This window comes from Roseicella aerolata (assembly GCF_020523605.1).
Classification (GTDB): Bacteria; Pseudomonadota; Alphaproteobacteria; order Acetobacterales; family Acetobacteraceae; genus Paracraurococcus; species Paracraurococcus aerolatus.
Genome location: NZ_JAJAQI010000016.1, coordinates 21,658 through 43,737, shown reverse-complemented (window position 1 = coordinate 43,737; position 22,080 = coordinate 21,658). Strand labels below are relative to the sequence as shown.

The window sequence follows — 22,080 nt, the reverse complement described above, 5'->3', positions numbered from 1 at the left end:
GACCTTTCCCCGGGCCGCGATGAGCGGCCCGGTTCCTGTCGAACGCGCCCCTTGGGCGCCACACCGGACGACGCCATGACGCAGCAACGGCCTGGAGGCATGCGATGATCGCCGCGCTCGCCTTCTATCTCTTCGCGGCCATCCTGATCGCCTCCGCGGTCATGGTGGTCACGGCGCGCAACCCGGTCCACAGCGTGCTGTTCCTGATCCTCGCCTTCTTCAACGCGGCGGCGCTGTTCCTGATCGCGGGCGCCGAGTTCCTGGCAATGATTCTGGTCATCGTCTATGTCGGCGCGGTCGCGGTCCTTTTTCTCTTCGTCGTCATGATGCTGGATATCGACTTCGCGCGCCTACGCGAAGGCTTCCAGCGCTACGCTCCCTTCGGCGCGGTGGTCGGCGGCATTCTCTTCCTGGAACTGGTCCTGGTGCTCGGCAGCTGGTCCTTCGCGGACACGGCCGATGATCTGCGACTCTCCCCCAATCCGGGCGCAAGCGTGACCAATGCAGAGGCGCTGGGGCGGATCCTCTACACGGACTACGTGTACCTCTTCCAGGCTTCCGGCCTGATCCTGCTGGTGGCCATGATCGGCGCCATTGTTTTGACCCTGCGCGACAGGCCTGGCACGCGACGCCAGAATGTTTCCGCGCAGGTCGCGCGCAGCGGCTCCATCAGCCTTGAGAAGGTGCCGGTCGGCGCTGGCGTGAAGGAACTTGGCATCCGTCGCCCGCCGGAGCCGGAACCAGAGAAGCCCAAGGTCGCGCATGGCGCTGGGCATGGCCAGGGTCATGGGGGGCATCACTGAGATGGTTATCGGTCTTGCCCATTATCTGACCGTCGGCGCGATCCTTCTCGTGCTCGGGGTCTTCGGCATCTTCCTCAACCGGAAGAATGTCATCGTCATTCTGATGAGCGTCGAACTCATTCTGCTCTCAGTGAACCTGAACTTTGTCGCCTTTTCGGCCTGGCTGGATGACCTGACGGGCCAGGTCTTCGCCATGTTCGTCCTCACGGTCGCAGCCGCCGAGGCGGCGATCGGCCTCGCCATCGTCGTCATCTACTTCCGCAACCGCGGGAGCATCGAGGTCGAGGATATCTCGACCCTGAAGGGCTGAGGGCCATGTTCGTCGGCGCCATCTTCTTCCCCCTGCTCGGGGCGACCATCAGTGGCTTCTTCGGCCGCTGGATCGGCGACAAGGCCGCGCAGTGGTCCACCGTGATCTGCATGGTGCTCGCCGCCATCTGCGGCGTGCTGGCCTTCGCGCAGGTTGCCCTCGGCGGCGACCCCACCACAGTTCCCATCGTCACCTGGATGGATGTGGGTGGGCTCGAGGTCTCCTGGGCCCTTCGTTACGACACGCTGTCGGTGGTGATGGTGGCCATGGTCACCTTCATCTCGACCCTGATCCACCTCTACTCCGTCGGCTACATGTCGCATGACGCGACGCCGCCGCGCTTCTTCGCCTATCTTTCGCTTTTCACCTTCATGATGCTCATGCTGGTGACGGCGGACAACCTGGCCCAACTCTTCTTCGGCTGGGAGGGCGTCGGCCTCGCGAGCTACCTGCTGATCGGCTACTGGTATGACCGGGAGAGCGCGAACCGTGCGGCGATGAAGGCCTTCATCGTCAATCGCGTGGGCGACGTGTTCTTCATGCTCGGTCTGGCGCTGACCTTCCATGTTTTCGGCAGCATCGAGTTCTCGACCATCTTCAGCTCGGTCGAAGCGCATGCCGGCGATACCTTCCTCGGCATCAATGCTATCGAGCTGATCGGTGTGCTCCTGTTCCTCGGCGCCTGCGGCAAGTCGGCTCAGCTCGGTCTGCACACCTGGCTGCCGGATGCGATGGAAGGGCCGACGCCGGTCTCCGCGCTCATCCATGCCGCGACCATGGTAACCGCCGGCGTCTTCCTGGTTTGCCGCATGTCGCCGGTGATGGAGTTCGCGCCGACAGCGCTTGCCATCGTGACGATTGTCGGTGCGAGCACAGCCTTCTTCGCCGCAACCATCGGCTGCGTTCAGAATGACATCAAGCGGGTCATCGCCTATTCGACCTGCTCGCAGCTTGGCTACATGTTCTTCGCCGCGGGCGTGGGCGCCTATCAGGTGGCGATGTTCCACCTCTTCACCCATGCCTTCTTCAAGGCTCTCCTGTTCCTCGGCGCCGGCAGCGTGATCCATGCCATGTCGGACGAGCAGGACATCCGCCGCATGGGCGGCATCTGGACCAAGATTCCGGTCACCTATGCGGTGATGTGGATCGGCAACCTGGCGCTGGCCGGCATTCCCTTCTTCGCCGGCTACTACTCCAAGGACGCGATCCTGGAAGCAGCCTTCGCCAGCCATAGCGGTGTCGGTTTCTATGCCTTTGTCCTCGGTCTCGCCGCCGCCTTCCTGACCGCGTTCTATTCCTGGCGCCTGCTGATCCTGACCTTCCACGGCGCGCCGCGGGCCGATCGGCACACCATGGAGCATGTCCATGAGAGTCCGCTGGTCATGCTCGTCCCGCTGCTGCTGCTGGCCGTCGGTGCGGTGCTAACCGGCTATGTCTTCGCGCCGCTCTTCATCGGAGAGCACGAACACGCCTTCTGGAACGGCTCGATCTTCAACGCCGAGCACAACCATATCCTGCATGCAATGCATGAGGTGCCGGACTGGGTGCCGCTGGCCCCGACCGTCATGGGCGTCGGAGGCATCGCGCTGGCCTATATCCTGTACATGGCCATGCCGGGCCTGCCGGCGCGCATCGCCCAGACCTTCAGCGCCCGCCCGCAGATGGTTCAGCGCCTGCCGCTCGTCCCGCGCGAAGGTGCGGAGCAGCGGACGGAGCCCGATCCGGGCGGGCTCTACGGCTTCCTGCTGAAGAAGTGGTACTTCGACGAGCTGTATGACCTGATCTTCGTCCAGCCGGCCCGCCGCCTCGCCACGGTGTTCTGGAAAGTGGGCGATGCACGGATCATCGACGGCATGCCGAACGGTGCCGCCGACCTCGCCGTTCAGGCTTCGCGCGGGGCAGTGCGTATCCAGACGGGGCGGGTGGCGAACTATGCCTTCGCCATGATCATCGGCCTCGTCGTCTTCGTCTCCCTCTTCCTGATCGGGCGCTGAGAATGAACGCCGCCGGCTTCCCGCTGCTCTCGCTGATCACTTTCCTGCCCCTGGCGGGAGCAGCCATCATCATGTCGGTGCGCGGTGACGAGGCTGTCGTCGCCCGCAACGCTCGCTGGACCGCGCTCTGGACCAGCCTGATCGTCTTCCTGCTCAGCCTCATACTCTGGGCGCGCTTCGACCAGAGCTCGGCCGCCTTCCAGTTCGTCGAGAAGGTGTCCTGGCTGCCGGAGTTCGGCGTCGGCTACCACATGGGTGTGGACGGCATCTCCGTGCTCTTCGTCCTGCTCTCCACCGCCCTGACGCCGATCTGCATCCTGGCCTCCTGGGAGGCGATCGAAACCCGCGTTCGCGAGTACATGGTCGCCTTCCTGATCCTGGAGACGATGATGGTCGGCATGTTCGCCGCCCTCGACTTCATTGTCTTCTATGTGTTCTTCGAGGCGGTGCTGATCCCGATGTTCCTCATCATCGGGGTCTGGGGCGGGGCGCGGCGCGTCTATGCCGCCTTCAAGTTCTTCCTCTACACGCTGCTCGGCAGCGTGCTGATGCTGCTGGCGATCCTCTATCTCTGGTACAATGCCGGCACGACCGACATCCCGCAGCTCTTCGAGTATCAGGTGCCGCGCGCCGCGCAGACCTGGATCTTCTTCGCCTTCCTCGCCAGTTTCGCGGTGAAGGTGCCGATGTGGCCGGTGCATACCTGGCTGCCGGACGCGCATGTCGAGGCGCCGACCGCGGGGTCGGTCATCCTGGCCGGCGTGCTGCTGAAGATGGGCGCCTACGGCTTCCTGCGCTTCACCCTGCCGCTGCTGCCGGAAGCCTCGGCCGCTTTCGCGCCGCTCATCTTCGTCCTCTCCGTCGTGGCCGTGGTCTACACCTCCCTCGTCGCCCTGGCGCAGGAGGACATGAAGAAGCTGATCGCCTACAGCTCGGTCGCCCATATGGGTATCGTCACGATCGGCATCTTCACCTTCAACCAGCAGGGCCTTGCCGGCGCGCTCTTCACCATGCTGGCGCATGGCGTGGTTTCCGGCGCGCTCTTCCTCTGCGTTGGCGTGCTGTATGACCGCGTCCATAGCCGCGAGATCCAGCGCTATGGCGGCGTCGCCGCGATCATGCCTTCCTACGGCCTGGTCTTCCTCTTCTTCACCATGGCCTCGGTCGGCCTCCCCGGACTGGCCAATTTCGTCGGCGAGTTCCTGGTGATTGTCGGCGCCTGGCGCGTGAATCCCTGGGTGGCCTTCGGGGCCGCGCTCGGCATGATCCTGGGCGCGGCCTACATGCTCTACCTCTATCGCCGGGTCAGCTTCGGGAAGGTGACGCGGGAGGATTTGCGGGCGCTGCTCGATCTCAGGCCCCGGGAATATGCGGTCTTCGCGCCGCTGATCCTGCTGACGCTCTGGATGGGCGTCTATCCGCAATCCTTCCTGTCCTTCTTCGAGGCCTCGGTGGCCAACCTCGTGGCGCGGCATGAGGCGGCGCTCGGCGCCGCGCGCCTGGCCGGGATTCAATGACCATGATCTGGACCCTTGCCCTGCCGGAGCTGGCGCTGGCCGTCTCCGGCCTCATCATCCTCGCCGCGGGTGTCATCCCGAAGCAGGACACTTTCTTCCCGGTGTCCATGGCCTGCGTCGGTGCCCTGCTGCTCGCCGCCGTGCTCGTGCTCGGCCAGGGGGAGGGTACTGCGCTCGGTGGACACTACGTCGCCGATGCCTTCAGCAACTTCATGAAGGTGCTGGCCATCGGCGCGGCTGCGGTCGGCATCCTCCTCTCGCTCGACTTCAACGAGAAGGAGGGGCTGGCGCGGTTCGAATTTCCGGTCCTTATGCTGTTCGCCACGCTCGGCATGATGGTCATGATCTCGGCGAACGACCTGCTGGCGCTCTATCTGGGGCTCGAGCTGTTGTCGCTGCCGCTCTATGTCATCGCCGCCTTCAACCGCGACAGCAGCCGCTCAGCCGAGGCTGGCCTGAAGTACTTCGTGCTCGGCGCCCTCGCCTCCGGCCTGCTGCTCTATGGCAGCTCGCTGGTCTACGGCTTCGCCGGCACCACGAATTTCGACCGCCTGGGCGAGGCCTTCGCCGAGCCGCACGGCATCTCGGCCGGCGTCATCGTCGGCATCGTGTTCGTCATCACCGGGCTCGCCTTCAAGGTCTCGGCCGTGCCCTTCCATATGTGGACGCCGGACGTCTATGAGGGCGCGCCGACCCCGGTGACCGCCTTCTTCGCCTCGGCGCCCAAGGTCGCGGCCATTGCCCTGCTGGCCCGCGTGCTGCTCGGACCCTTCGGCGACCTGGTCGCGCAGTGGCAGCAGGTCATCCTGCTGGTCTCGATCGGTTCGATGATTCTCGGCGCCTTCGCCGCCATCGGGCAGCGTAACCTGAAGCGGCTGATGGCCTATTCCTCCATCGGCCATGTCGGCTATGCGCTGATGGGCCTCGCCGTCGGGTCCGATATCGGGCTGCGTGGCCTCCTTATCTACATGGCCATCTACGTCTTCATGAATCTCGGCACTTTTGCCGTGCTGGTCGCCATGCGGCGGCAGGGTCGGGCGGTCGAAGGCGTGGATGACCTTGCCGGCCTCGGCCGCACCGACCCGGTGATGGCGATGTGGATGGCCGTTTTCATGTTTTCCATGGCCGGCATCCCGCCGCTGGCGGGCTTCTTCGGCAAGCTCTACGTCTTCCTTGCGGCGGTGCAGGGCGGCTTCTGGACGCTCGCCGTGGTCGGTGTGCTCACCAGTGTGATCTCCGCCTACTACTATCTACGTATCGTGAAGGTGATGTACTTCGACGCGCCCATCGGTAGCCTGGACCGTGCCCCGGCGAGCCTGACGGTGGTGATGGCCGGCACGGGTCTCTTCACCCTGCTCTTCGCCCTCTGGCCAGCGCCCATGCTGGCGGCGGCGCAGGCCGCGGCCACGGCGCTGCTGGGGTGAGCGGATCCGGCCAGGCCGGGGCGGCCCGAGGGGGCGCGGCCTCGGCCCTGCCGACCGGATGGCGGCTGGAGGTGCATGAGGCGCTGCCGAGCACCTCCGACCTCCTTGCGCAGAGGGCCGAGGATGGCGAGGCGGAAGGCCTCGCCATCCTCGCGCGCCAGCAGACCGCGGGCCGTGGCCGATCGGGCCGGGTCTGGGCGTCGCCGGCCGGCAATCTCTACCTCTCCGTCCTGTTGCGGCCCGAGGGGCCGGCGCGGGAGGCGCCGCAATGGAGCCTGCTGGCCGGTGTCGCGCTGGCCGAGGCGGCGGCCGAACTTGTCCCCGATCCCCGGGCGTTGCGACTGAAATGGCCGAACGATCTGCTGCGCGAGGGCGCGAAATGCGCCGGCATCCTGGCCGAGAGCGCGTTGGCGGCTGGCGGCGGGCTTGCTTGGCTGACCCTCGGCTTCGGCGTCAACCTCGCCCATGCGCCGGCACTGCCGGACCGCCCGACCGCGACACTCGGAGGGGCGGAGTCGCCCGAGGAATTCGCCGCCCGGCTGCTCGGCCGCCTGCAATGCTGGCGGAAGGTCCAGCGCGATGCCGGTTTCGCCCCGATCCGTGCCGCCTGGCGCCGCTTCGGCCCGGCGGAGGGTGAGGCAATGACGGTTCGCGGCATCCCCGGGTTTGGACGCTTCGCGGGGCTGGCCGAGGATGGCAGCCTGCTCCTGGAGATCGACGGGGCGAAGCGGGCCATTCCCGCCGGGGAGATCCTGGCTTAGAGCAGGATATTGCCGGGCGCGAATGTCCGGCGGTGCAAAAGCGCCATCAAAGACGAAAATGGGGTATCGTCGCGCGGTTCGTCCGGCGCGGCGACGCTCCAAGGGGACGCCTGGAACCATGCTGCTCGCGGTGGATGCGGGGAATACCAATGTCGTCTTTGCCGTGCATGACGGCACGGAGTGGCGCGGCCGCTGGCGGATCGCGACCCGGTCCGACCGCACCTCGGACGAGTATGCCGTCTGGCTGATGGCGCTGTTCCAGCATTGCGGCCTCAAACCGGGCGAAATCGACCGCTGCGTCATCGGGACCGTGGTACCGGCGGCCCTGTACAACCTCCGTCGCCTGTCGCGGGAATGGTTCAATGTCGAACCGCTCATTGCCCGCGCTGCCGTGGACTGGGGCTTTGACATCCGGGTGGAGCGGCCACAGGAGGTGGGCGCCGACCGGCTGCTGAATGCGCTCGCCTCCCAGCACCATTACAGGGGGCCGCTGATCGTCATCGATTTCGGCACGGCCACCACCTTCGATGTGGTGGATGCCGATGGCGCTTATCTCGGCGGCGTCATCGCGCCCGGGATCAATCTCTCGATCGAGGCGTTGCACAAGGCGGCGGCTCGCCTGCCACGGATCGGCATCGGCCGGCCGCAGGCGGTGATCGGGCGTGACACGGTGGCGGCCATGCAGTCGGGGATCTACTGGGGCTATGTGGGGATGATCGAAGGCATTGTCGGCCGCATCCAGGCCGAGCACGAGGCTCATCTGAAGGTGGTCGCCACCGGTGGCCTGGCACCGCTCTTTGCCGAGGGCACGGCCGTGATCGAGAAGATCGATCCCGACATCACGCTGGAAGGGCTCCGCCTGTTGGCGGCGCGCAATCCGGTCCCCATTTTGCCGAAATCGGTACGCGACGTTCCGTGACCGCGAGCCAGCGTCCGGCCCTCCGCCCGAGGGGCGGCCGGACACTGCATCGCGTTTGCAACGAAAAGGCTGGGGCCGGGCCACCTCGGTACCGCCCTGGAGACAGGTATGGACGATTTCATGGCGACGGCCGGACCCGATCCGGCCGGTGATCTTGCATTCATTCCGCTCGGCGGGACCGGCGAGATCGGAATGAACCTGAATGTGTACCGCTGCGATGGCAGGCTCCTCGCCATTGATTGCGGCATCGGCTTCGGCGGGCCGGAGAATCCCGAGGTCGAGGTGATGGTCCCCGACCCCGTCTGGCTGGCCGAGCGGCGTGACCGGCTGGTGGGCCTGGTGGTCACCCATGCGCATGAGGACCATGTGGGTGCCGTCGCCCATCTCTGGCCGCAGTTGCGCTGCCCGATCTATGCCGGCCCCTTCGTCTCCGCCGTGCTGCGCCGCAAGCTGGGGGAGGCCGGTCTGCTGGGCGAGGCGAAGATCACCACCATCCCGCTCGGCGGCAAGCTCTCCCTGCCGCCCTTCGACCTGGAATTCCTTCGCGTCGCCCATTCCGTACCGGAGGCGCAGGCGGTCGCCATCCGCACGCGGCACGGCATCGTGCTGCATACCGGCGACTGGAAGCTGGACCCGGACCCGCTGATTGGTGGCCCGACCGATGAGGCCGCTTTCGCCAGGCTTGGGGCGGAAGGCGTGCTCGCCATGGTCTGCGATTCGACCAATGCCTTGGTCGAGGGGCATTCGGGGTCCGAGGGTGAGGTGCGGCGAAACCTCACCGCCATCATCCGCAGCCTGAAGGGTCGCGTGGCCGTCAGTTGCTTCGCCACCAACCTCGCCCGGGTCGAGAGCATCACCCGCGCCGCCATGGCGTCGGGCCGGCAGGTCGCGCTCTTCGGCCGGTCGCTCCGCAATGCCGAAGCGGCGGCGCGGGAATGCGGCTACCTCACCGACATCCCGCCCTATGTGCCGGAGGAGGAAGCGGGTTACATCCCGGACGACAATCTTCTCATCATCTGCACCGGCAGCCAGGGCGAGCCGCGTTCGGCGCTGGCAAAGATCGCCGCCGATACCCACCCGCACATCGCGCTGGGGGAGGGGGATACGGTCATCTTCTCCTCCCGCATGATCCCGGGCAATGAGCGGGGGATCTTGCAATTGCAGGACCAGCTCGCGCGGCGCGGCTGCAAGGTGATGACCGCCGATGATCACATGGTCCATGTCTCCGGCCACCCGGCGCGTGACGAACTGCGGCGGCTCTACCAGCTGGTGAAGCCGAAATTCGCCGTGCCGGTGCATGGCGAGTGGCGCCACCTGACAGAGCACGCGGCGCTGGCGAAGGAGCTGCAGACCACGCCGGTGCTGGTCGAGGATGGCGACGTGCTGCGCCTCGGCCCCGGTCGGCCGGAGGTGGTGGAAGGTATTCCCACCGGGCGTCTCGCGGTCGATAATGGCCGGCTGCTACCGCTCTCGGGCGGCGTCCTGGCGGCGCGCAAGCGCATGCTGTTCAATGGCGTCGTCATGGCCTCCCTGGCGGTGGACGAGGCAGGGCGGGTGCTCGGCACGCCGCAGGTCTCGGCGCCCGGCCTGCTGGACGGCGATGAGAGCCTCGGCGCCCAGTTGGCGGCGGACCTGACGCGGGCCCTGACGGATCTGCCGAGTTCGCTGCGGCGCGAGGACGATGCACTGCGCGAGGCGGCGCGCAGCGTGCTGCGGAAGGCGGTCGGCCGTCGGCTCCGCAAACGCCCTAATGTCGAGGTGCATCTGCTGCGGGTCTAGCCCGCGGCATCGCCCCGATGCGTCCTGGCCGGGGATTTCCCGGTTGTCCCGTCTCCAGGCCGGCAGAGCGCGCTGGCCCCAGCCGCGCGCGCCCGGCCCGATACCCCCACGGAGCCCCGCATGGGTTGGGTCAGCGGAATTGTCGTCTTCTTCCTGATCTGGTGGACGGCGCTGTTCGCCGTGCTGCCGATCGGCACCCGGCCGAATCCGGAGGGTGATCCCGAGACAGGCTGGCGCGGCGTACCGGAACGGCCGCGGCTCCTCCGCAAAGTCCTGCTGACCACCGTGGTCTCGGCCGTTCTCTGGCTGGGCGTCTATGTGCTGGTCGAAAGTGAGTGGCTGAGCTTCCGCAGCGGCTGGCTGGCATTGCCTGAAAAATGAGCGGCTTTCTGGTCTTTTGACCAGTGCCGCCTTCGTGTTGTGCAGATGCCGTGTGGAAGCCGCTTTTTTTCGCTTTTTCGGAAGCCTTTGCCGTTGTCCGACGTTCGGCCTCCGCGTCACCATGCTTGCAGAGAGAGGGTTGGTCCTCTCTCTGCCGTGTGACTGGCGTTTCCTCCCTAAACTCGGGCCGTGCCCTTCGGGTGCGGCCCTTTTTTTGTCTAGCTTACGGAATCGCCTGGGCCAAGCTGAAATGACGCTTTCGTCCCGAATTCTGGTGGCTTCGTGCGTCCCCCCACGCAGCAAGGAAAGAAAATTGCTGCGCTGGTGGAGCCTCGCCCCCATACCGCCCCCATCCCCGTCGCGGCAAATCCAGGCTAAAGGGTCTCCGAACGATTACCCTGCCCCAGGAGTCTGCCTTGCGCCTGTCCCGCGCCTTCCTGCCGACGCTGAAGGAAACCCCGGCCGAGGCGCAGATCGCCTCCCACCGCCTCATGCTGCGTGCCGGCATGGTCCGGCAGACCAGCGCCGGCATCTATGCCTGGCTGCCGCTGGGCTGGCGGGTGCTGCAGAAGGTCGAGCAGATCGTCCGCGAGGAGCAGGATGCCGCCGGCGCGCAGGAGATCCTGATGCCGACGATCCAGACCGCCGATCTCTGGCGGCAATCCGGCCGCTATGACGCCTATGGGCCGGAGATGCTGCGGCTGAAGGACCGGCATGAGCGGGAGATGCTGTTCGGCCCGACCAACGAGGAGATGGTCACCGACATATTCCGCACCTATGCGAAGAGCTACCGCGATCTGCCGCGCAACCTCTATCACATCCAGTGGAAGTTCCGGGATGAGGTGCGCCCGCGCTTCGGCGTCATGCGCGGCCGCGAATTCCTGATGAAGGACGCCTATTCCTTCGACCTGGACTATGCCGGGGCGCAGAAGAGCTATCGGCAGATGTTCGTCGCCTATCTCCGCACCTTCGCGCGGATGGGGCTCAAGGCCATCCCAATGCAGGCCGATACCGGCCCGATCGGTGGCAACCTCTCCCATGAATTCCTTATCCTGGCCGAGACCGGCGAGAGCCAGGTCTACCTCCACAAGGACCTGCTGGAGTTCGACGTGTTGTCCCAGCCCGTGGACTATGACGGCGACCTCTCGCCCATCGTCGATTTCTGGACCAGCCGCTACGCCGCGACCGACGAGAAGCATGACGAGGCGGCCTGGGCGCAGGTGCCCGCCGAGGCGCAGGTCTCAGCCCGCGGCATCGAGATCGGCCACATCTTCTATTTCGGCACCAAGTACAGCGCGCCAATGGGCCTGCAGGTCAGCGGCCCGGACGGCAAGATGGTCACGCCGGAGATGGGCAGCTACGGCATCGGCGTCTCTCGCCTGGTCGGCGCCATCATCGAGGCGAACCATGACGAGAACGGCATCCGCTGGCCTGAGGCCGTGGCGCCCTTCAAGCTGGCGGTGCTAAACCTGAAGAAGGGCGATGCCGGCACGGATGCGCTGGCCGAGAAGCTCTACGCCACCTTCGACCCTGATGCCGTCTATGACGACCGGGACGAGCGGGCGGGGGTGAAGTTCGCCGATGCCGACCTGATGGGCTATCCCTGGCAGGCCATCATCGGCCCGCGCGGCGCCGCGGCCGGCAAGGTAGAGCTGAAGCACCGAGCGACCGGCGAGCGGGTGGAACTCTCGCTCGAGGACGCCATTGCCCGGATCAGGGGCGCCTGAGCGTAGCGCGCCGCCGATGTTCGGACCCTTCGAGTGCATGGTGGCCTGGCGTTACCTGCGCGCCCGCAAGGGGGAGCGCTTCGTCTCCATCACCGCAGCCTTCTCGCTGCTCGGCATCGCCCTTGGCGTGGCGGCGCTGATCATCGTTCTCGCGGTGATGAACGGCTTCCGCCAGGACCTGATCGGCCGGATCATCGGCCTGAACGGACATCTGACCGTGCAACCCGCGAGCGGCCGTGCGCTGCCGGATGACGCCATGCTGGCCGGGCGGCTGCGCGGCCTGCCGGGCGTGCTGCAGGTCTCCCCCACCGTGGAGGGGCAGGTGCTGCTGACCGGCGAGGGGGGCGGGGCCTCCGGCGGCCTGGTCCGCGGCATCGCGCCGGAGGAATTGCAGGCGCGCGCCGTCATCGCCCGGGGGATCCGCCGCGGCAGCCTGGCGGAGTTCGGCGGTGAGGACACGGTGGTGGTCGGCCTGCGCCTCGCTGCCCGCATGGGGCTCCGGATCGGGGACCGGCTGACCCTGGTCCTGCCACAGGCGCGTGGCTCGGATTTCGGCACGGCCCCGAAGATGCGCGGCTTCCGGGTGGTGGCCATGTTCGATGTCGGCATGCCGGAATATGACGGCCGCCATATCTTCATCCCGCTCGCCGCGGCGCAGTCGCTCTTCGGGCTGGAGCAGGCCGCCAGCCAGCTGGAACTCTTCGTCGCCGACCCGTCCCAGGTCGCGCCGGTGACGACGGCGGTGCGCCAGGCGCTTGCCGGCCAGCCCCTGCGCATCACCGATTGGCAAGGCGCCAACAGCAGCATCTATGCCGCGGTGGTGGTCGAGCGGAACGTGATGTTCCTGATCCTGACGCTGATCGTGCTCGTGGCCGCCTTCAACATCATCTCCTCCCTCACCATGCTGGTGAAGGACAAGGGCCGGGATATCGCCATTCTGCGCACCATGGGGGCGGGCAGGGGGGCGATCCTGCGCATCTTCCTGCTTTGCGGCGCGACGGTTGGCTGTGGCGGCACGCTGATCGGCTTCGCGCTTGGCCTCGGCATTGCCACCAATTTCGACAGCCTTCGGGCCGGTCTGCTGGCGCTGGAGGGCACGCCGCTGTTCCGTCCCGAACTGCTCTACCTCACCCAGCTTCCCGCTGTCGTGGACCCGCGGGAGGTGGCGCAGGTGCTGGCCATGGGCCTCGGCCTCTCGCTCCTGGCGACGCTCTATCCCAGCTGGCGGGCCGCCCGCATCGACCCGGCGCAGGCGCTGCGGCATGGCTGAGGACCGCATGTTCGGGCCCTTCGAGCGGGCGGTCGCCGCCCGTTACCTGATCGCGCGCAAGGGGGAGCGCTTCGTCTCGGTCATTGCCGGCTTCTCGCTGGTCGGCATCGCCCTTGGCGTTGCCACGCTGATCGTGGTGCTCAGCGTGATGGGCGGCTTCCGGCAGGAATTGCTGGGGCGCATCCTTGGGCTGAACGGCCATCTCGGCGTCTCCGCCATGCAGGGGCCGCTGACCGACCATGCCGCAGCCGCCCGACGCATCCGCGCCCTGCCGGAGGTGGCGCAGGCCGCACCAGTGGTGGAGGGGCAGGTGCTGCTGACGACGGATGCCGGCGGCTCCGCCGGCGGGCTGGTGCGCGGCATCGCGCCGGAGGACCTTCGCGCCCGCGCCATCATCGCCGGCAACATCAGGGCAGGCAGCCTGGCGCAGTTCGAGGGCGAGGATGCCCTCGTCATCGGCAGCGCCCTCGCGCGCCGGCTGGATATCAGCGTCGGTGACCGGGTCACGGTGGTCTCGCCGCAGGGGCGCGTCACCGTCTTCGGCACGGTCCCCCGCCTGCGTGCCTATCGCGTGGTGGCGATCTTCGAGGTGGGAATGCAGGAATACGATGGGGGCTTCGTCTTCCTGCCGCTCCCTGCCGCCCAGCTCTTCTTCCAGCTCCCCAATGCGGTCAGCCAGATCGAGGTCCATCTGCGCGACCCGGACGCCTCCGCGGCGGCGGCCTATGCCATCCGCCAGGCCCTGGCCGAGCGCCCCATACGCATTGCCGATTGGCAGGACTCCAACAGCGGCTTCTTCCAGCTGGTGCAGGTGCAACGGAACGTCATGTTCCTGATCCTGACGCTGATCATCCTGGTAGCCGCCTTCAACATCGTCTCGTCGCTCACCATGCTGGTGAAGGACAAGGGCCGGGACATCGCCATCCTGCGCACCATGGGGGCGGGCAGGGGAGCCATCCTGCGCATCTTCCTGCTCTGCGGCGCGGCAGTGGGCGGCGTCGGGACGCTGGCCGGCTTCGGCATCGGGCTGCTCTTCTGCGCCAATATCGAATCCATCCGGCAGGTGCTGATGCGCATCACGGGTACCACGGTCTTCGACCCCGAAATCTACTTCCTGACGCAGATCCCCGCTGTGGTCGATCCGGCGGAGGTGGCGCAGGTGGTCGGGCTGGGCCTTGCCCTGTCGCTGCTGGCGACCCTGATCCCGAGCTGGCGCGCGGCGCGGCTCGACCCCGTGGAGGCGCTGCGGAATGAGTGACACCACGCCCCCGCTGCGCCTCGCCACAGTCGAGCGCCGCTATCGCACCGAGGCCGGCGAGCTGCCGGTGCTGCGCGGCGCCGACCTCGTGCTGCGGGCGGGCGAGATCGTTGCGCTGGTCGCGCCCTCCGGTACCGGAAAATCCACCCTGCTGCATCTGGCCGGGTTGCTGGAGCGGCCGGATGGCGGGGAGGTATTCGTCGAGGGGCGCGCTGCCGGCACGCTGTCCGACGATGCGCGTACCGCCATCCGGCGGACGACAATCGGCTTCGTCTACCAATTCCACCACCTTCTGCCGGAATTCACGGCAGAGGAGAATGTGGTGCTGCCGCAACTCGCAGCCGGCACCGCCCGGGCGGCGGCGCGGGAGCGGGCGCGGGGCCTGCTGGCAAATTTCGGCCTGAACGGGCGCGAGCATCACCGGCCCGGGCGGCTTTCGGGCGGGGAGCAGCAACGCGTGGCGATTGCCCGGGCGCTGGCCAATGCGCCGCGCATCCTGCTGGCCGACGAGCCGACCGGGAATCTGGATGTCGGCACCGCCGGACTGGTTTTCGAGGAGTTGCTGCAGGCCGTGCGCGGCCAGGGGCTGGCGGCGCTGATCGCCACCCACAATCCCGAGCTTGCGGCGCGGATGGACCGGACCGTGACGCTGCGGGACGGCCGGGTGGCGGAAGCGTAGCCGCAGCCTATTCCGCCGGCATCATCGCCGCCATCCGCCGCTCCGCCGGCGCGCCGCGCAGCATCAGCAATACCAGACGCGCAAGGAACAGCAGGGCGCCCGCCATCCACACCATGGCGGCACCGATCGCCAGCCCCGGCGCGTGATGCTCGATGGACAGGTAGATGCCGAGGGGGAAGGCAAAGGCCGCCCCGGCCGAGAGCGCATATTGCGCAAGCGCCGGCAGCCGCTGCTCCGCGAGTTCCGGCCAGGCGCGGTAGGTCAGGCCGATCAGCGCCAGGGAAGTCCAGCCCAGCAGATTGAGGTGCGCATGCACCGGCGCCAGATGGAAGTCATGGGCGATGCCCATGGCGATCCCCATGCCGACACCCAGGACGAGGCAAAGGGCGGCCGAGGCGAGGAAAAGCAGCGGCAGGCGGGGCATGGGCAGGTCCTCCGTATATTGCAGGCTGCCGCTTAAAATGCGGAGTTCGAACAGTCTGTGCGCCGGAGCACAGCGGCGGCTGTGCGGGGAGGGCGTACGGCGGGAGCGCTTTCGCTTGTCATCCAGGAGGTGAAGAGCTCTCCCCTGTCCCCACCGCCAGGGCTGTGTCTCCGGTCGTCCATTGGCGGGGCAGGCCAGCGGAGCCCATAATGCCGGCCAGAGGGGGATACGGTCATGGAATTCGGACGTCTCGGCGTGTGGTGCTCGACCGACCGGCTGGATGCGGCCGGGCTGCGCTCCCTGCTGCGCAGCGTCGAGAAGGAGGGCTACGGTACCCTCTGGTACCCCGAATCGCGCGGCTACGAATCCATCGCGCTGGGCAGCTTCCTGCTGGCCAACAGCACGCGCCTCGTCATCGGCAGCTCGATCGCCAACATCTATGCGCGGGACGCCTTCACCGCACGCCGGGCACTGGCCTCGCTGAATGCGCTCCACGATGGGCGCTTCGCCCTCGGGCTCGGCGTCAGCCATATCCCGATGGTCGAGGGGCTGCGCGGTCATCATTACGACAAGCCCGTGCCGGCCATGCGCGCCTATCTGGAGGGTATCCGCAGGGCGGGGGGCGAGGCACCGGAAGGGCCGGTGCTGCTGGCCGCGCTCGGACCGAAGATGCTGGCGCTGTCGGCGGCGCAGGCCGACGGGGCGGTGCCCTACAATGTGACGCCGGAGCATACGCGGCAGGCGGCCCAGATCCTCGGCCCGGGCAAGGTCCTGGCAGTGGAGCAGAAGGTCTGCGTCGAGACCGACAAGGCGCGTGCCCGCGCCCTGGGGCGGCGCGAGCTGGCGCGCTACATGACGCTGCCGAACTACGTGAACAACTGGCTGCGGCTGGGCTTCACCGAGGACGAGTTGAAGGACGGCGGCAGCGACCGCTTCATTGATGCCATGGTCCTTTCGGGCGATGCGGAGACGGTGAAGACCGGGTTGCGGACGCATTTCGCGGCCGGCGCCACGCATGTCTGCATCCAGCCGGTGACCGAGGAGGGCGATACCAGGCACCGCGACGCCATGCTCGCCGCGCTGGCGGACAGTTGAGGGAGTCCGGAGCATGATCAGGCTCGGCTACAAGGCTTCGGCGGAGCAGTTCGCGCCGGACAGGCTGCTGGAGTTCGGCGTGCTGGCGGAGCAGGCGGGGTTCGATTCCTGCTTCATCTCCGACCATTTCCAGCCATGGAAGCATACGGACGGCCATGCGCCCAACTCGCTGGTCTGGCTTGGCGCCCTGGGCGCGCGGACGCAGCGGCTGGTGATGGGCACCAGCGTGCTGACGCCGACCTTCCGCTACCATCCTTCGATCGTCGCGCAGGCCTTCGGCACACTGGGCGCCATGTTCCCGGGCCGCGTCATCCTGGGCATCGGCACGGGGGAGGGGCTGAACGAGGTGCCCTCTACAGGCCAGCCCTGGCCCGAATTCAAGGAACGCTTCGCGCGGATGCGCGAAGCGGTGCAACTGATGCGCCGGCTCTGGAGCGAGGAGCGCGTGAGCTTCGAGGGCCAGTACTACCGGACCGAGAAGGCGACGATCTATGACCGGCCCGAGACGCCGGTGCCGATCTATGTCGCCGCCGCCGGCGCGCTGGTGGCCAAATATGCCGGCCGTGCCGGAGACGGCTTCATCTGCACCAGCGGCAAGAAGCCGGAACTCTACACAGAGACGCTGCTGCCGAATGTGGTGGCCGGGCTGGAGGCCGCGGGCGTGGAAAAGCCCGGATACGAGCGCATGATTGAGGTGAAGGTCTCCTTCGATACCGACCGGCAGCGCGCGCTGGAGGACACCCGGCGCTGGGCCGCGCTGGCGCTCAGTCCGGAGGAGAAGATGACGGTCGAGGACCCGGCGGAGATGGAGCGGCTGGCCGAGGCCCTGCCCTTGGAGCGCGCGGCCAGCCGCTGGATCGTCTCCGACGATCCGGAGGAGCAGGTGGAGAGGATCGGCTATTACGTCGGCCTCGGCTTCCGCCACCTCGTCTTCCACGCTCCGGGCCCGGACCAGGCGCGTTTCTTGAGCCTGTTTGGGGAGCGCGTGCTGCCCCTGCTGCGCCGCCGCTTCGGGTGAGTGCCACACTGAGCCTGACGGCGCTGCCCGATCTGCCGATGGTGCAGGCGGGCGATGATCTCGGGGCGATGCTGGCGGAGGGCATGGCGCGCGCGGGGCTCTCCCCGCAGCCCTGCGACGTGCTGGCTGTTGCCCAGAAGGTGGTGAGCAAGGCGGAGGGGCGGAGCGTGCCGCTCGCCTCCGTCACGCCCTCCGCCTCGGCATGTCGCCTGGCCGAGGAGACGGGGAAGGACCCGCGACTCGTCGAACTCATTCTCTCGGAATCTCTGCGCGTGGTACGCGCACGGCCCAACCTGATCATCGTCGAGCACAGGCTCGGCTTCGTCATGGCCAATGCCGGTATCGACCAATCGAATGTCGGGCAGGAAGGGCATGCGCTGCTGCTGCCGGTCGATCCGGAGGCCAGCGCGGCGCGGCTCTCGGCACGGCTGGGGCTGGCGGTGGTGATCACCGACAGTTTCGGCCGGGCCTGGCGGCGTGGGACGGTGGGGGTCGCGATCGGCGCAGCGGGATTGCCGGCGCTGCTGGACCTGCGTGGGCAGCCGGACCTGTTCGGACGGGAGTTGCGTGTCAGCATCACCGGCTACGCCGACGAGATTGCCGCGGCGGCCGGGCTGGTCATGGGCCAGGGTGCTGAGGGGCGGCCGGCGGTCCTGGTCCGTGGTCTTGCCTGGTCCGCGCCGGCCATGCCGGCCGCGGCATTGCTGCGCGTGGGGGCGGAGGACCTGTTCCGGTGATCGTCGCATTGTCGGGTGGGATCGGCGGGGCGAAGCTCGCGCTCGGCCTGTCGAAAATCCTGCCGCCGGAGGAATTGCTGATCGTCGCGAACACCGGTGATGATTTCGAGCATTCTGGCCTCGCCATCTGCCCCGATATCGACACGTTGACCTATACGCTGGCGGGTCTCGACAATCCGGTGCTGGGCTGGGGAAGGCGCGACGAGAGTTGGGCCTTCATGGAGACATTCGCCCAATTGGGCGGGGAGGACTGGTTCCGCCTCGGCGACCGCGACCTGGCGCTGCATGTGCTGCGGACGCATCGCCTGCGCCAGGGCGAGGCGCTGTCCTCCATCACGGATGACATTCGGCGGCGGCTGGGGATCGGCCCGCGCATCCTGCCAATGAGCGACGACCCGGTCCGCACGCGCATCCGGAGCGATGAGGGCTGGATCGACTTCCAGGACTGGTTCGTGCGCCGGCGCGCGGCACCTGTCGTCCGCGCGGTGGAATTTGCCGGTGCGGGTTCGGCACGGCCGCAGGCGGAGGTGCTGGCGGCGCTGCGGGCGCGCCCGCGCGCGGTGATGATCTGCCCGAGCAACCCCTTCATCAGCATCGAGCCGATCCTGGCCATTCCCGGCATGCGGGAGGCGATTGCCGCATGCGGCGCACCGGTGGTCGCCGTCTCGCCGATCATCGCAGGCCAGGCGGTGAAGGGGCCGACGGCGAAGATGTTCGCAGAACTGGGCATGGCGCCATCCGCCAGCGCCGTGGCCGCGCGCTATGGCGCATTGCTGTCCGGCTTTGTCATGGAGGAGGGTGACGACGCCGCCGGCATCACGCCGCGCGTTTTCCGGGCGCGGACGCTGATGCGGGGGCTGGAGGACAAGCTGGCGCTGGCGCGGGCCGTACTGGCCGCAGCGGATGCCCTGCGATGAGCATCTGGGCCATCCTGCCGGTCAAGGAGATGGCCGGGTCGAAGCAGCGTCTGGCGCCGCTGCTCTCGGCGGAGGAGCGCGTGGCCCTGATGCGCGTGATGGTGGCGGAGGTGCTGGACACGCTCTGCGCAACGCGCGGGCTGGCGGGGATCGCCGTGGCCACGCTGGATGCATGGACGAGTGACGAGGCGGAGCAGCGCGGCCTGCGGGTGATCACGGAAGGCGCGCGGGACGGGCATACGGGCAGCGTGACCGCCGCGGCACAGATGCTGGCGGCCGAGGGCGCCACAGGCATCCTGACCATGCCGGGCGACATCCCCGCGGTAGCACCGGCCGAGGTGGAGGCACTGCTGGCAGCGCATCGGCCGGCGCCGTCCTTCACCATCGCGCCGGCACATGACGGGAGGGGCTCGAACGGCGTGGTCCTTTCGCCGCCGGACGCGGTGCCGCTGTGCTTCGGGAATGACAGCTACATTCCACACCTCGCCGCCGCACGGGCGAGGGGCCTGGAACCGCAGATCCTGCGGCTTCCTGGGGTGGCGATGGATATCGACCACCCGGCGGATCTGGCAATGTTCGCGCGGCTTGATGTTGCTGCGGGCACGCGCACGCTGGCCTGGCTGCGCAAGGCGGGCGTGCTGGCGCGCCTTTAAGGCTGGCCGCTGGTCGGCAGGAGCGCCGAATGCTGCCCCTTCCGGCGGGGTGCCGTCTGCACCAATGGCGCCAGCGCCACCGCTGCATGGGACGCGCGCTGCCGCTCCTCCGGCACCGTCCCGTACAGTGTCGTGCGCTGCCGCGGGCGGCGACCAATCGCGAGGATCAATGTCTCCATCGCCGCCGGCGGGAATTCCTGCCCGTGCTGCGTGCCGGCGGCGCGGCTGATGCTCTCGTTCATCAAGGTCCCACCGAGGTCGTTGGCGCCGGCCCGCAGCGCCAGCTTGGCACCCTCCGGGCCCATCTTGACCCAACTTGTCTGGATATTGGTAATATGCGGGTGCAGGGTCAGCCGGGCGACGCTGTGCATCAGCAGCGCCTCCCGGAAGGTGGGCCCCCGGCGGGCCTGGCCGCGCAGATACATGGGCGCTTCCATATGAACGAAGGGGAGGGGCACGAATTCCGTGAAGCCCCCCGTCTCCGCCTGCAGGTCGCGCAACGCCAACAGGTGCCGCGCCCAGTTCGGCGGTCCCTCGACATGGCCGAACATGATGGTTGAGGTGGTCCGCAGGCCGAGCGCGTGGGCCGTGCGCGCCACCGCGAGCCATTCGGCGGTGGTCACCTTGTCCGGGCAGATGATGGCCCGGATCTCGTCATCCAGGATCTCCGCCGCGGTGCCCGGCAAGGTGCCCAGCCCCGCATCCTTCAGCCGCGCGAGGTAGTCGCGGAGCGAGAGGCCGAGGGTTGCCGCACCCTGCGTGACCTCGAGCGGCGAGAAGGCATGGATGTGCATCCCGGGCACGGCTTCGCGGATGGCGCGGCATATGCCCTCATAGGTTGCGCCGGTATAGTCCGGGTGGATGCCGCCCTGCAGGCAGACCTCGGTGGCGCCACGTGCCCAGGCTTCCTCGGCGCGGCGTACGACCTCGGCATGATCCAGGTCATAGGCCGGGCCACGCAGCGCTTCATGCGTCTTTCCTTTGCTGAAGGCACAGAAGCGGCAGCGATAGGTGCAGATATTGGTGTAATTGATGTTGCGGTTGACCACGTAGCGGACCACGTCGCCGGATACCGACGCCCGCAGCGTATCCGCCGCTGCCGTGACATGGGCCTGGTCGGCATCGCGGGCCGCGAACAGCCTGATGATGTCGGGTGCGTCCAGTCTCGTGCCGGCGCTGGCGCGCTCCACGACGCGGGTCACCGCTGCATCGGCCGCCGCCAGCCTCGGGGCGGGCAGCATCGGCAGCCGCGTCTCGCCCGGCGACCAGTCGTCCCCGCGCGCGAAGCCCTCGGCATCGCTCATCCGCCGCACCGCCGCAGCGACCGTCGGCGCGAACCAGGTCTCGGGCGCAAGAACATAGGCCGGGTATGCAGGCAACCTTTGTACCAACACGCTGCCGGCATCAGCGGTGCGGGCGGCCAGTTCCTCCAGATGCGGCCAGGGCGCTTCCGGGTTCACATGGTCCGGCGTCACCGGGGAGACGCCACCCCAATCGTTCAGCCCTGCCGCAACCAGCTTCTGGTACACGCCCGGTGAAAGGTTCGGGGGAGCCTGGATGTTCATCTCCGGCCCCAGCACGATCCGCGCCGCGGCGATGGTCCAGAGAAGATCGTCGAGATCCGGCTCCGCCGCGCCCGCCCGCCGGGTGCCAGGCTTGGCGCGGAAATTCTGGATGATGACTTCCTGGATATGTCCATGGCGAGCGTGCAGATCGGCGATCGCCCGCAGCGCTTCCAGCCGCTCCCCCCGCGTCTCGCCGATGCCGATCAGGATGCCGGTGGTGAAGGGCACGCGCAGCTCGCCCGCCTGGCGCAACACCTCCAGCCTCGCCTCCGGGTGCTTGTCCGGGCTGCCGTGATGGACCTGGCCCGGCTCGCAGAGCCGCGCACTGACGCTCTCCAGCATCAGCCCCTGGCTGGCCGAGACGCTGCGCAGTGCGGCGATTTCCTCCCGGCTTATCACCCCGGGATTGGCATGCGGCAGCAGTCCGGTTTCCTTCAAGACAAGCGCGCATATCGCCTGCAGGTAGGAGATGGTCGTTTCCTGTCCCAGCGAGGCCAGCGCCTCCCGCGCCTGGCGCCAGCGCAGTTCCGGCTTGTCGCCAAGGGTAAAGAGCGCCTCGGTGCAGCCTGCGGCGGCGCCGGCGTGGGCGATCGCCAGCACCTCCTCCGGCGAGAGATAGGCGTTCCGGCCAGGGCGCGGCGTCTCGGCGAAGGTGCAGTAGTGGCAGACGTCGCGGCAAAGCTTCGTCAGTGGGATGAAAACCTTGCGGGAGTAGGAGATCACCCGCCCATGCGCCGCATCGCGCAGCGCCGCCGCTTCCGCCATCAGCGCGTCCAGCGGCATGGCTTCCAGCCGGTCCTGCACCCTTGCCTTCCCCCTTCCTCGCGCCGCATCGTGGGTGAAGCCCCA

20 protein-coding genes are annotated in these 22,080 nt (G+C 67.9%); 18 read left to right on the top strand and 2 right to left on the bottom strand.

Features of this window, described 5'->3' with window-relative positions; translation table 11 throughout:
- Positions 1–104 precede the first annotated feature (104 nt).
- The 13 genes from LHA35_RS12190 (at position 105) to LHA35_RS12130 (ending at position 14,822) form a co-directional block, all read left to right on the top strand.
- Positions 105–803: an NADH-quinone oxidoreductase subunit J gene (locus LHA35_RS12190; RefSeq protein WP_226608545.1), complete on the top strand. Its 699-nt coding sequence runs from the start codon at positions 105–107 to the stop codon at positions 801–803.
- A gap of 1 nt (position 804) precedes the next feature.
- Positions 805–1,113, top strand: a complete 309-nt coding sequence (nuoK, locus tag LHA35_RS12185; protein WP_226608544.1) for an NADH-quinone oxidoreductase subunit NuoK — start codon at positions 805–807, stop codon at positions 1,111–1,113.
- Between the two features lie 5 nt (positions 1,114–1,118).
- Positions 1,119–3,107 (top strand): NADH-quinone oxidoreductase subunit L, encoded by a 1,989-nt coding sequence (gene nuoL / locus LHA35_RS12180; protein WP_226608543.1) that lies wholly within the window; start codon positions 1,119–1,121, stop codon positions 3,105–3,107.
- A gap of 2 nt (positions 3,108–3,109) precedes the next feature.
- Positions 3,110–4,624, top strand: a complete 1,515-nt coding sequence (locus LHA35_RS12175; protein ID WP_226608542.1) for an NADH-quinone oxidoreductase subunit M — start codon at positions 3,110–3,112, stop codon at positions 4,622–4,624.
- 2 nt (positions 4,625–4,626) lie between these two features.
- The gene (gene nuoN / locus LHA35_RS12170) at positions 4,627–6,048 is read left to right on the top strand and encodes an NADH-quinone oxidoreductase subunit NuoN (protein WP_226608541.1); all 1,422 of its coding nucleotides are present in this window, start codon (positions 4,627–4,629) and stop codon (positions 6,046–6,048) included.
- On the top strand, positions 6,045–6,809 hold the full coding sequence (locus LHA35_RS12165) for a biotin--[acetyl-CoA-carboxylase] ligase (protein ID WP_226608540.1): 765 nt from the start codon (positions 6,045–6,047) through the stop codon (positions 6,807–6,809). The genes nuoN and LHA35_RS12165 overlap by 4 nt, the downstream gene beginning before the upstream one ends.
- Positions 6,810–6,927: 118 nt before the next feature.
- Entirely contained in the window at positions 6,928–7,728 is an 801-nt protein-coding gene (locus LHA35_RS12160; protein WP_226608613.1) for a type III pantothenate kinase, read from the top strand.
- A 108-nt stretch (positions 7,729–7,836) separates the two neighbouring features.
- The gene (locus tag LHA35_RS12155) at positions 7,837–9,507 is read left to right on the top strand and encodes a ribonuclease J (protein ID WP_226608539.1); all 1,671 of its coding nucleotides are present in this window, start codon (positions 7,837–7,839) and stop codon (positions 9,505–9,507) included.
- Positions 9,508–9,627: 120 nt separating this feature from the next.
- A complete protein-coding gene (locus tag LHA35_RS12150) occupies positions 9,628–9,888 on the top strand; it encodes a DUF1467 family protein (protein WP_226608538.1) in 261 nt (86 codons plus the stop codon).
- 416 nt (positions 9,889–10,304) lie between these two features.
- Entirely contained in the window at positions 10,305–11,615 is a 1,311-nt protein-coding gene (gene proS, locus LHA35_RS12145; protein WP_226608537.1) for a proline--tRNA ligase, read from the top strand.
- Between the two features lie 16 nt (positions 11,616–11,631).
- Positions 11,632–12,885, top strand: coding sequence for a lipoprotein-releasing ABC transporter permease subunit (locus LHA35_RS12140; RefSeq protein ID WP_226608536.1), 1,254 nt, complete (start codon positions 11,632–11,634; stop codon positions 12,883–12,885).
- Between the two features lie 7 nt (positions 12,886–12,892).
- Positions 12,893–14,143 (top strand): lipoprotein-releasing ABC transporter permease subunit, encoded by a 1,251-nt coding sequence (locus LHA35_RS12135; RefSeq protein ID WP_226608612.1) that lies wholly within the window; start codon positions 12,893–12,895, stop codon positions 14,141–14,143.
- Positions 14,136–14,822: an ABC transporter ATP-binding protein gene (locus LHA35_RS12130; protein WP_226608535.1), complete on the top strand. Its 687-nt coding sequence runs from the start codon at positions 14,136–14,138 to the stop codon at positions 14,820–14,822. The genes LHA35_RS12135 and LHA35_RS12130 overlap by 8 nt, the downstream gene beginning before the upstream one ends.
- A gap of 7 nt (positions 14,823–14,829) precedes the next feature.
- Here LHA35_RS12130 and LHA35_RS12125 read toward each other — a convergent pair whose 3' ends face one another.
- Positions 14,830–15,246, bottom strand: a complete 417-nt coding sequence (locus LHA35_RS12125) for a hypothetical protein (RefSeq protein WP_226608534.1) — start codon at positions 15,244–15,246, stop codon at positions 14,830–14,832.
- A 234-nt stretch (positions 15,247–15,480) separates the two neighbouring features.
- On the opposite strand from LHA35_RS12125, the gene LHA35_RS12120 reads away from it, so the two are divergent.
- The 5 genes from LHA35_RS12120 to cofC are packed head-to-tail and all read left to right on the top strand — an operon-like array spanning position 15,481 to position 19,666.
- On the top strand, positions 15,481–16,341 hold the full coding sequence (locus LHA35_RS12120) for a TIGR03620 family F420-dependent LLM class oxidoreductase (RefSeq protein WP_226608533.1): 861 nt from the start codon (positions 15,481–15,483) through the stop codon (positions 16,339–16,341).
- A gap of 13 nt (positions 16,342–16,354) precedes the next feature.
- Positions 16,355–17,359: a glucose-6-phosphate dehydrogenase (coenzyme-F420) gene (fgd, locus tag LHA35_RS12115; RefSeq protein ID WP_226608532.1), complete on the top strand. Its 1,005-nt coding sequence runs from the start codon at positions 16,355–16,357 to the stop codon at positions 17,357–17,359.
- Complete coding sequence (cofE, locus tag LHA35_RS12110; protein WP_226608531.1) at positions 17,356–18,096, top strand: coenzyme F420-0:L-glutamate ligase; 741 nt, start codon at positions 17,356–17,358, stop codon at positions 18,094–18,096. Before fgd ends, cofE begins: the two co-directional genes overlap by 4 nt.
- Positions 18,093–19,013 carry a 2-phospho-L-lactate transferase gene (gene cofD / locus LHA35_RS12105; protein WP_226608530.1) on the top strand — a complete coding sequence of 307 codons (921 nt, stop codon included), beginning with the start codon at positions 18,093–18,095 and terminating at the stop codon, positions 19,011–19,013. Before cofE ends, cofD begins: the two co-directional genes overlap by 4 nt.
- A complete protein-coding gene (cofC, locus tag LHA35_RS12100; RefSeq protein WP_226608529.1) occupies positions 19,010–19,666 on the top strand; it encodes a 2-phospho-L-lactate guanylyltransferase in 657 nt (218 codons plus the stop codon). Before cofD ends, cofC begins: the two co-directional genes overlap by 4 nt.
- Here the strand turns inward: cofC and cofH are convergent.
- On the bottom strand, positions 19,663–22,035 hold the full coding sequence (cofH, locus tag LHA35_RS12095; protein ID WP_226608528.1) for a 5-amino-6-(D-ribitylamino)uracil--L-tyrosine 4-hydroxyphenyl transferase CofH: 2,373 nt from the start codon (positions 22,033–22,035) through the stop codon (positions 19,663–19,665). The genes cofC and cofH overlap by 4 nt on opposite strands.
- Between the last annotated feature and the right edge of the window lie 45 nt (positions 22,036–22,080).

Bases quoted from the DNA above. Each gene is read 5' to 3' on its own strand.
- LHA35_RS12175 (WP_226608542.1), top strand. From the start codon at position 3,110: ATGAACGCCGCCGGCTTCCCGCTGCTCTCGCTGATCACTTTCCTGCCC.
- fgd (WP_226608532.1), top strand. From the start codon at position 16,355: ATGATCAGGCTCGGCTACAAGGCTTCGGCGGAGCAGTTCGCGCCGGAC.
- LHA35_RS12190 (WP_226608545.1), top strand. From the start codon at position 105: ATGATCGCCGCGCTCGCCTTCTATCTCTTCGCGGCCATCCTGATCGCC.
- cofC (WP_226608529.1), top strand. From the start codon at position 19,010: ATGAGCATCTGGGCCATCCTGCCGGTCAAGGAGATGGCCGGGTCGAAG.
- LHA35_RS12125 (WP_226608534.1), bottom strand. From the start codon at position 15,246: ATGCCCCGCCTGCCGCTGCTTTTCCTCGCCTCGGCCGCCCTTTGCCTC.
- LHA35_RS12155 (WP_226608539.1), top strand. From the start codon at position 7,837: ATGGACGATTTCATGGCGACGGCCGGACCCGATCCGGCCGGTGATCTT.
- LHA35_RS12120 (WP_226608533.1), top strand. From the start codon at position 15,481: ATGGAATTCGGACGTCTCGGCGTGTGGTGCTCGACCGACCGGCTGGAT.
- nuoL (WP_226608543.1), top strand. From the start codon at position 1,119: ATGTTCGTCGGCGCCATCTTCTTCCCCCTGCTCGGGGCGACCATCAGT.
- LHA35_RS12150 (WP_226608538.1), top strand. From the start codon at position 9,628: ATGGGTTGGGTCAGCGGAATTGTCGTCTTCTTCCTGATCTGGTGGACG.
- nuoN (WP_226608541.1), top strand. From the start codon at position 4,627: ATGATCTGGACCCTTGCCCTGCCGGAGCTGGCGCTGGCCGTCTCCGGC.
- nuoK (WP_226608544.1), top strand. From the start codon at position 805: ATGGTTATCGGTCTTGCCCATTATCTGACCGTCGGCGCGATCCTTCTC.
- LHA35_RS12135 (WP_226608612.1), top strand. From the start codon at position 12,893: ATGTTCGGGCCCTTCGAGCGGGCGGTCGCCGCCCGTTACCTGATCGCG.
- LHA35_RS12140 (WP_226608536.1), top strand. From the start codon at position 11,632: ATGTTCGGACCCTTCGAGTGCATGGTGGCCTGGCGTTACCTGCGCGCC.
- LHA35_RS12160 (WP_226608613.1), top strand. From the start codon at position 6,928: ATGCTGCTCGCGGTGGATGCGGGGAATACCAATGTCGTCTTTGCCGTG.
- LHA35_RS12130 (WP_226608535.1), top strand. From the start codon at position 14,136: ATGAGTGACACCACGCCCCCGCTGCGCCTCGCCACAGTCGAGCGCCGC.